This is a genomic window from Limnospira sp. PMC 289.06 (genome assembly GCF_032350395.1).
In the GTDB taxonomy this organism is placed as follows: Bacteria; Cyanobacteriota; Cyanobacteriia; order Cyanobacteriales; family Microcoleaceae; genus Limnospira; species Limnospira platensis.
Genome location: NZ_JARPLC010000029.1, coordinates 21,604 through 29,926 on the forward strand (window position 1 = coordinate 21,604; position 8,323 = coordinate 29,926).

General features: G+C 42.2%; 5 protein-coding genes. 3 read left to right on the forward strand and 2 right to left on the reverse strand.

Annotated elements, in window-relative coordinates:
- Window positions 1-118: 118 nt before the first annotated feature.
- Both P5674_RS08860 and P5674_RS08865 read left to right on the forward strand, forming a co-directional pair.
- Window positions 119-2,137: a serine/threonine-protein kinase gene (locus P5674_RS08860; protein ID WP_286131428.1), complete on the forward strand. Its 2,019-nt coding sequence runs from the start codon at window positions 119-121 to the stop codon at window positions 2,135-2,137.
- 99 nt (window positions 2,138-2,236) lie between these two features.
- Window positions 2,237-2,539 carry a hypothetical protein gene (locus tag P5674_RS08865; RefSeq protein WP_035737950.1) on the forward strand — a complete coding sequence of 101 codons (303 nt, stop codon included), beginning with the start codon at window positions 2,237-2,239 and terminating at the stop codon, window positions 2,537-2,539.
- A gap of 81 nt (window positions 2,540-2,620) precedes the next feature.
- On the opposite strand, the gene P5674_RS08870 is transcribed toward P5674_RS08865, so the two are convergent.
- Window positions 2,621-3,448 (reverse strand): hypothetical protein, encoded by an 828-nt coding sequence (locus P5674_RS08870; protein WP_006618274.1) that lies wholly within the window; start codon window positions 3,446-3,448, stop codon window positions 2,621-2,623.
- 254 nt (window positions 3,449-3,702) lie between these two features.
- Window positions 3,703-5,466, reverse strand: coding sequence for a peptide ABC transporter substrate-binding protein (locus tag P5674_RS08875; protein WP_315669937.1), 1,764 nt, complete (start codon window positions 5,464-5,466; stop codon window positions 3,703-3,705).
- A gap of 227 nt (window positions 5,467-5,693) precedes the next feature.
- Between P5674_RS08875 and P5674_RS08880 the strand changes: the two genes are divergently transcribed.
- Window positions 5,694-7,769, forward strand: coding sequence for a cation:proton antiporter domain-containing protein (locus P5674_RS08880; protein WP_006618272.1), 2,076 nt, complete (start codon window positions 5,694-5,696; stop codon window positions 7,767-7,769).
- Window positions 7,770-8,323: the final 554 nt, after the last annotated feature.

The following is an 8,323-nucleotide window of genomic DNA, read 5'->3' on the forward strand; positions in this document are numbered from 1 at the left end:
CCGGGGTGCTATCTTGGGGACTCAAAAGCTAAATCATCATTAAGAATTGAGTCAATTGCCCCTAGGGGGTAGTAAAATCCATTCACAGTTAAGATTAACTCCCCCAACCCCTAAGCTGATGAGTTACTGTCTGAACCCCCTGTGTTTAAATCCAGTAAATCCTCTGGGAAGCCAAGTCTGTTCCAACTGTGGCTCATCCTTGTTATTAAAACAGCGTTATAGAGGCTTAAAAAGTCTAGGTGGTGGTGGTATGAGTAGGACATTTTTAGGAGTTGATGAAGACCGCCTACACACCCCCTGTATTATCAAACAATTTTCTCCACAACAGCATAATCTCCCGCAAATTCAGAAAGCCACGGAACTATTTTATCAAGAAGGTGTGCGACTACAGGAGTTAGGAAATCATCCACAAATTCCCCATTTATTCGCCTGTTTTGAGTCGGACAGTAGACTCTATTTAATTCAGGAGTATATAGAAGGAGAGAACCTCCTGGAGGAGTTAGAATTAGGGGAACCTTTAGATGAGGAAAAATTGCGGGAATTACTATTAGATTTACTCCCAGTCATCCAATTTATCCATGACCATCAAGTGATTCATAGAGATATCAAACCCGAAAACATTATTAGGAGACATTTAGACGGTAAATTAGTATTAGTAGATTTTGGAGTAGCCAAACACGAGATAGATATTTTACACCCCAAAACCGGAACCATGACCGGAACTATAGGATATGCTCCCTTAGAGCAAATTCGCGGCGGGAAAGCCTATGCAGCCAGTGATTTATATAGTTTAGGAGTAACTTGTATTCACCTATTAACAGGAGAAAATCCCCAGAGTTTATTTGACCCATTTACGGGAGAATTTATTTGGGAATCGCACCTAGAGAAAAGTCATCGCCATATTAGTTCTGAACTCAAGCATATCATTAATCAAATGTTAGTGGATAAAGTCCAAGAACGCTATCAATCAGCTGCCGCCGTGTTAGCCGATATACAGCCACCTGTGAGTCTAAAACTCCCTACTTCCAGCCTGCAAATTATGGTAGCAGTTCACATAGCAACTCATCAATCAATTTGGGGAATCCCGCCCCCTGTCCCCTGTGCTTTTCCGTCACTATTATTAACATCACTCGTAAATTTTAGCCGACATATAAACCCAGAGATATCCGGGAAAAAGTGGCAATGTCAAGCAATCATGAAAGGTCACACAGCGCCAATAAATGCGATCGCCATAAGTCCGAATCGATATATATTAATTAGTGGTAGTGCTGACCAGAGTATCCGACTATGGAACCTGAATACAGGTCAATTAGTCCAGCGTTTTTGTGGTCATGTAGCCGCCGTAAATGCGATCGCTATTAGTCCCAATGGTCGTCGTTTAGTCAGTGGTAGTTTTGACCGCAACCTACTAGGTTGGAACCTCAACACCGGGACGATGACCGATAGATTTTTCAGCCATTCAGGTTCTCCCTACAGTCATCGTTGCGGACCAATTCACGCCGTCGCCTACAGTCCTGACGGTCACATAATTGCCAGTTGTAGCGGTAATGCTACCATCAAATTATGGAATCAACGCAACGGAGAACTTCTCTATCGTCTGCGTGAACATTCCGGGGAAGTTTTTTGTGTCACCTTTGCATTTTCCCCAGCCAATAATTCCCGTAATTATGACAGTTTATTTAATCATCCCCAGTCCAGTATATTCGCCAGTGGTGGCGCGGACGGACAAATCAAAATCTGGCAATTTGGGAAACTCCACAGCCTGCAAACTTTGACCGGACATTCAGGGGGAGTCCTCTCCTTAGCATTCAGTCCTAACCAGACAATTCTCGCCAGTAGTAGCGAAGATGGCACCATTAAACTCTGGGATTTTCACCAAGGAATTTTACTCACCACACAGACTGTAGACTCCGCCGTAATATCTTCAATAGCAATTAGTCCTGACGGTAAATTTATGGCAGGTGGTAGCGATGATGGGAAAATTAGACTCTGGAAAATTGACATTCAGGGAATTTCCCAGCAGCCACTCGGCGAGATTTCTGGATACAGTCCTATTACTTTTGGCATAGATAGCCATACCTTAATTTGTCGGGGAGAAAACCATCAACTGTTAGTTTGGCGCTGTCGGGAAGATTAACTCTGGGGGGTAGTTCAAAACTCTAGCTGAGGATAGATGTCATCACCTGAATCACGGGCTATAGTTAAAGTGTTATTTTCAATCAAATCATTTTTAATTATGGCAACTAGCACCGAAGACAAAAAAGCCTACAAAGCTAAAGTTAAAGCACAAATAGATAAACTCGATGCTCAATTAGATGAACTGAAAGCGAAAGCCCAACAAGCCCAAGCAGATGCTACTATTCAGTATCACGAAAAAATTGAGGAACTACAAGCCAAGCGAGATGATGCCAACGAAAAGTTCAAAAAATTGCAAGAAGCTGGTGAGGAAGCCTGGGAAGACATCCGAACTGGTTTTGAAAAGGCTTGGAGTGATGTGGAAAATGCCTTTAAACAAGCCTCTGAGAAATTCAACAGCTAGAGGTTAGTGATTAACTGAAGCTAGGGACAACACCATTAATCAGGTTAATCATATCCTGATCTAGTGTGTCCCTGTAGCTAATTAAAGTGGCTCAATGCGACAATGACCTTCTCCAACATGACCTAATTCCGTCACAGAAAATACGAGGGTATTATATTCCTCCTCAGTCAAAAGCTGTTGAAGTTCTTGGCTGGTAACATTAACAGCATCCCCATCAGCGATATTAGCAAAAGGCTGGAAACCAATAGCCTCATCATTGGGAGACTGGTCAATGGGACGGTCAGAGCGACCAAAAAAGTGGTCAAAGTGAAAAGTTGTTTCTAATTCAGCCACCCCATTAGTTTCTAAAAACCCTTTACGTTCATCTCCGACATACTCACCGCAAAAATGAGCTACGGGTTTATCTAAAGCGATCGCAAAATTGATAGTGCGACCATCTCTTTGGGCTGTACCATCCAAAACCAGCGTAGACCCTGCAAATTCTCCCTCTGTAGCCGTCACCATTTCCCAATAAAGAGCATTGTAATGTCCTGGGGGTGCTATAGCTGTGGTCACTATGGGAGTCTCTTCTGTTCCACCGACTAAATCTACAGTCATCGGTGAATTGAGAAGCTCAACAAACGTGATAGCATTCGGCTGAGACTCAGTATCTGGGTCAAAGGGTGATTGTGCTTGGTAGGCTCTGATATTATCGAAAGTCACATAAACATGATTAAAAGTAAGTTCCCAACCATCTTTACTAACAAACCCTTCTCGCATTCTATCTTCTGCATCCGCAATTAGGGTTAAGGTTCCCCCTTCCTCACCATTGGTTACAATTTCATTAGCGGTCTCAGTTTCTGGCGCGCACCCAACTAACCCCATAGGTGCTAACAAAATTAAGCCAGTAAGCCAGAGTAATTGTTTCATTGATATTTGATTCAGATTATCCATTGACAGCATATTGGGATTATCTTTTTTGATGCCAATATTTGCAATCCCCCAGAGGGGGAATAATTAGCCAATGTCAGCATTTAATTACACTTGAGGGTTTTTAAAAACTGGTTCAGCCAGTATAAACAGCGCCATTTTTGAAGTTTTCCCTCCGCTATCAACTGGCTTTTTCAGTATAATAACCGCGAAAATTTACCACTTTTTAAAAGCAGCAAATCTTCCGATATGAACTAAATTGACTGGCGTTGCCAATTTTTAATATCCCAAGTATTAGCATCCCAAGGCGAGGGTTCAATACCAGTTAAAGTATTACTAATTCCCGTAGTAGTCGCACGTTCAACAATAGGAATCACCGCCACATCTTCCCGTAGAAATTCATCCATTTGACGGAATAATTGGGCTCGTTTTTCCGGGTCGAGTTCCGTGGTTGCTTTTTGCCAAATTTCGTCATATTTAGGGTTACAATAACGCGCATAATTAGGTCGTTGCCAATTATTTTCTTTTTGGGAAATTTCCCCACAAGTCCACCACTTCATGTGAGGACCTGGGTCAGGACTTTCATTTCCTGTAGTTAACATTTGTAGGTCTGCATAAAAATGATTAATCGTGTCGGTATTAGCGGGGTCGCCAGAAAAGAATATACCAGGATCAACACTTTTTAATTCCACCCTTATCCCCATAGCTTCTAAAGACTGTTTAACGATTTCTTGAGTTTTCTGGCGCACGGGATTAACTGATGTTTGAAACACCACGCGCATTTCCAATCCATCTCGGTCACGGATACCATTATTATTAGTATCTTTCCAACCAGCTTCATCTAACAAACTGTTAGCTTTTTCTAGGTCGAGGCTATAGTTAATTTGATTCGACCTATAAGCGGCTGGAATCACTATTAATTGTGCGGTAGGACGACCCGTCTCGCCATAAAGTTGATTAGCGATCGTATCACGGTCTATAGCCAAATCAAAGGCTTGTCGGACTCGTTTATCACTGAAAAAAGGATGGGGAAATTCAACACTAGAACGCTCTCCATCTTCCGTAGCTTGATTAGGGTCGGTAAAATTAAACATAATCCTTTCCACATAGGACCCAAAATTAGCCAAAATTTTGCCTTTCCCTCCCGCTGCTAACTGTTGGAGAATATGAGCTTCTACCTGTAAATTAAAAGCATAATCAAAATCTCCCGTTTGTAAAACAGCCCTAGCTGCTGAGGTAGCATCACCCCCCCCTTTAATTTCTACTCTTTCAAAAAACGGTTTATCTGGCTCCCAATAATTGGGGTTCGCCTCGTAAATAGCGAGATCTCCCGGTTGAAAACTTACCAGTTTATAGGGTCCCGTGCCAACAGGTTGATTATTCGCCCTAGCCGACCGAATATTAGAGTTATTGTAACTAGCAAAAATATGTTCTGGCAGAATTAAGCCTCTTTGACCAGTAAAAGGAACCGACCAACCGGGAGTAATATTTTTAAAAGTAATTTTGATAGTGTAATCATCTAAGGCTTCCACAGTTTCAAGACCCGCGTAAACCTCAGCACTAGATGAACCTACATCAGGGTTAGTAATAAAGTTATAAGTGAAAACAACATCTTTGGCGGTGAAAGGTTCCCCGTCCGACCAAGTGACACCCGATCGCAATTTCCAAGTTACCGATTTTCCATCTGCTGCGACACCCCCATTTTCTCGACTGGGAATTTCCGCCGCCAGAATAGGAATCAGGCGATCGCTATCATCATAACTTGCTAAAGGCTCATAGACTAACCTAGCCGCATCAAAGTCTTTAAATCCTGTCGCTAAGTGGGGATTAAGGATGGTAGGAGACTGCCAATACAGAAGTTTAAGGTTTTTGTCATTTTGAGTAGTTGGCGCGTCCTGGGGGCTACAGGCGGCGAAGGTGATAGACAAGAAACACGAGAGAATCACGAGAGGTAGGAATAAACGCCGAATCATATTTTTATACTTATCAATGTCTGCCCTTAAATTTGTAGCAGACATTAGCACATTTGGCGAACCCATTTAATTAACAACCTGTGGGTTAACTGGTATCATCCCAAAAGCTCAAAATAGGATTGTCAGAATCTCCAGATTATGCTATAAGTCTATAGTCAGTCTCTCTAAGGGGTCTTTTAGAACCGCTCTTTTAGGGCGATCGGCGAGACAGGCGGAGGCTTGGCATTTTCTCCCTTTATCTAAATCTAAGCAATTTTACTAGGAACTAACCCATGGGTAATTTGGGATACTTAATTAATACAGACGCAGGTAGCTTGTCCATGATTACTCTGACCACCCCTCTGGCACAGATTTTATCACAACCAATTCAAGACCCCGTAGCCGTTTTCTTAATTATTATGGGGATGATGCTCATTGCTCCCCTAGTATTTGAACGCATCAAATTACCTGGTATTGTTGGATTAATCTTAGCCGGAGTTATTATTGGTCCCCATGGTATAGGACTACTTGCCAGAGATAATACCATAATTTTATTGGGGACTATAGGATTATTATTTTTGATGTTTCTAGCAGGCTTAGAAACCAGCTTAGACGACCTCAAACTAAATGCCAAGTCAGCCTTTTGCTTCGGTTTGCTAACCTTTTTATTCCCCATGATACTGGGAACAGTAGCCATGATGGGACTCGGTTACAGCGTATTAGCCTCCATATTAGTCGCCTCTTGTTTTGCTTCCCATACTCTCCTAGCTTTACCCATCTTAAACCGTCTGGGAATTATGCGTGCCTCCTCAGTAACCGCCACCCTAGGAGGAACTTTAATTACCAATGTTTTAGCTTTATTAGTTTTAGCAGTTGTCGTCAAAGCCCATGGCGGTGATTTAACCCTAGAATTTTGGCTATTTTTAATTCCGGCTTTAACCATTTATACCCTCGCATCCCTCTGGGGAGTTCCCAAAATAGGCCGCTGGTTTTTCCGAAAATTTGGTCATGACGAAGGCGCAGAATTTACCTTTGTTGTCGCCACATTATTAGTAGCTTCCTATGTAGCGCAACTCATTGAAATTGAACCCATTATTGGCGCTTTCTTGGCTGGTATTGCTCTGACTCCCATTATCCCTAACTTGAGTCCATTAATGAACAGGATTCAGTTTATTGGCAATACCCTCTTTATTCCCTTCTTTCTCATCTCTGTGGGGATGTTAATTGACCCCCTCATTTTAATAAAAGAACCCAAATCTCTTTTAGTCGCAATAGTCATGATTGTCGCAGAATCTATCAGCAAGTATGCAGCCGCTTGGGTTTCCGGTAAAGTTTTTGGCTGGCCGTTTCCAGAGAAAATGCTTGTCTTTGGTCTCTCCCTAGCTCAAGCCGCTTCTACTCTGGCGGCGATTACCGTGGCTTATAATATTGAATTGGTAGATGAGTTAACTGTTAATGGCATTATTGCCATGATTTTATTTAGTTGTATTGCTTCTCCCTGGATAGTCACTCGTTGGGGTAAATTAGTCAAACCAGAACAAAAATTAGACAGCGACAATCAGCAAAGTTGGTCAGAACGGGTATTAGTTCCAGTCGCTAACCCTAGCACGGAAGACAACCTCTTACAATTGGCGATTTTGCTAGTGAAAAAATCTAAAGGCACTCTATTACCTCTCAATGTTATTTCTGATAAAAGTGGCAAGATTTCTGCCGCCACCAAAAGTAAGCAAAACCGTTTATTGTCTGTGGCTGAACAGATAGCTCACGCCGCCACAGTTAAAGTTGAATCTATTGCTAGAATTGATGCAGCTATATCCAGGGGAATTGTTCGTAGCGCCACCGAACGCAATGCTACCCTGATTATCTGCGGTTGGAAAGGATATTCAACTTATCAAGAGAATTTCTTTGGTAGCGTCATTGATCAGATTATGAGGCGTTCACCTGTCCCCATTTTGATTACCCGCTTTCCTCAGCCTCTGGAAAATACCGAGAGGGTATTTATGGTATTCAATCAAGGAGAAATTGGGTCTTGGGAATTTCAACAAACTCTGGAAATCACTAAAGCGATCGCTCAACAAATTAAAGCGAAATTACACTTATTGGTACTGGTGACTGATTCCCTAAATGTAGATTTAAATCTTTCATCCTTTGGTCTCAGTAAAGATACCCCAGTTCAACAAATGCAAGGGAATTTTATTATGAAAGTTTCCCGAATGCTCAAAACTAATGATTTGTTATTATTAACTCCCGGCAGTCATCAGAATCAGGCTTTCGGATTCTCCAGAAGCGGCTTGGTAGAACCAGAAACAATTGTTCGTACTCATCCAGATGTTGCGACTATTGTCGTTCATTTCCCTAAACTTAGTTAATGGTTACTAAATCTCTCTCTTGATATGTTCGTTAATCGTCAAAATCATGTTTAAATCTTCTCAACAATTCAGCCATTTTTCGGTCGATTTCCTAACAGTAATTGACAAAACCAGATTTGGCGTGATATTTTCAAGATAATCGCCTTCCTGTGTCTATAGCCGGATAACCTCCCCGAAACCCCTATGCTGTCGTGAACTTCTGGAATTGACGGGAGTTTGAGAGGGAATGCGGCGACACCAATTTAGGGAAAGGTGGGGGGGGGAAAGCGATCGCTCTATACCCCTAACGGAAAAGGTTACAGCCAGACCCGCCTAATTTACCTCCCCCAACTCGCCAGTTAACCCTAACGCCAGGAAGAGTCTTTAAATGTATCGGAAATACTACGAGGAATTGAGTGATTTTTCGAGGGAGTTTCTAACAGTAATTGACAAAACCAGATTTGGCGTGATATTTTCAAGATAATGGTTATCCCGTGTCTATAACCGGATAAACTCACCGAAACCCCTATGCTGTCGTGAACTTCTGGAATTGACGGGAGTCTGAGACTGAATGC

Excerpts from the sequence above, each read along its gene's own strand:
- P5674_RS08870 (WP_006618274.1), bottom strand. The coding sequence starts at position 3,448 with ATGAAACAATTACTCTGGCTTACTGGCTTAATTTTGTTAGCACCTATG.
- P5674_RS08875 (WP_315669937.1), bottom strand. The coding sequence starts at position 5,466 with ATGTCTGCTACAAATTTAAGGGCAGACATTGATAAGTATAAAAATATG.
- P5674_RS08880 (WP_006618272.1), top strand. The coding sequence starts at position 5,694 with ATGGGTAATTTGGGATACTTAATTAATACAGACGCAGGTAGCTTGTCC.
- P5674_RS08865 (WP_035737950.1), top strand. The coding sequence starts at position 2,237 with ATGGCAACTAGCACCGAAGACAAAAAAGCCTACAAAGCTAAAGTTAAA.
- P5674_RS08860 (WP_286131428.1), top strand. The coding sequence starts at position 119 with ATGAGTTACTGTCTGAACCCCCTGTGTTTAAATCCAGTAAATCCTCTG.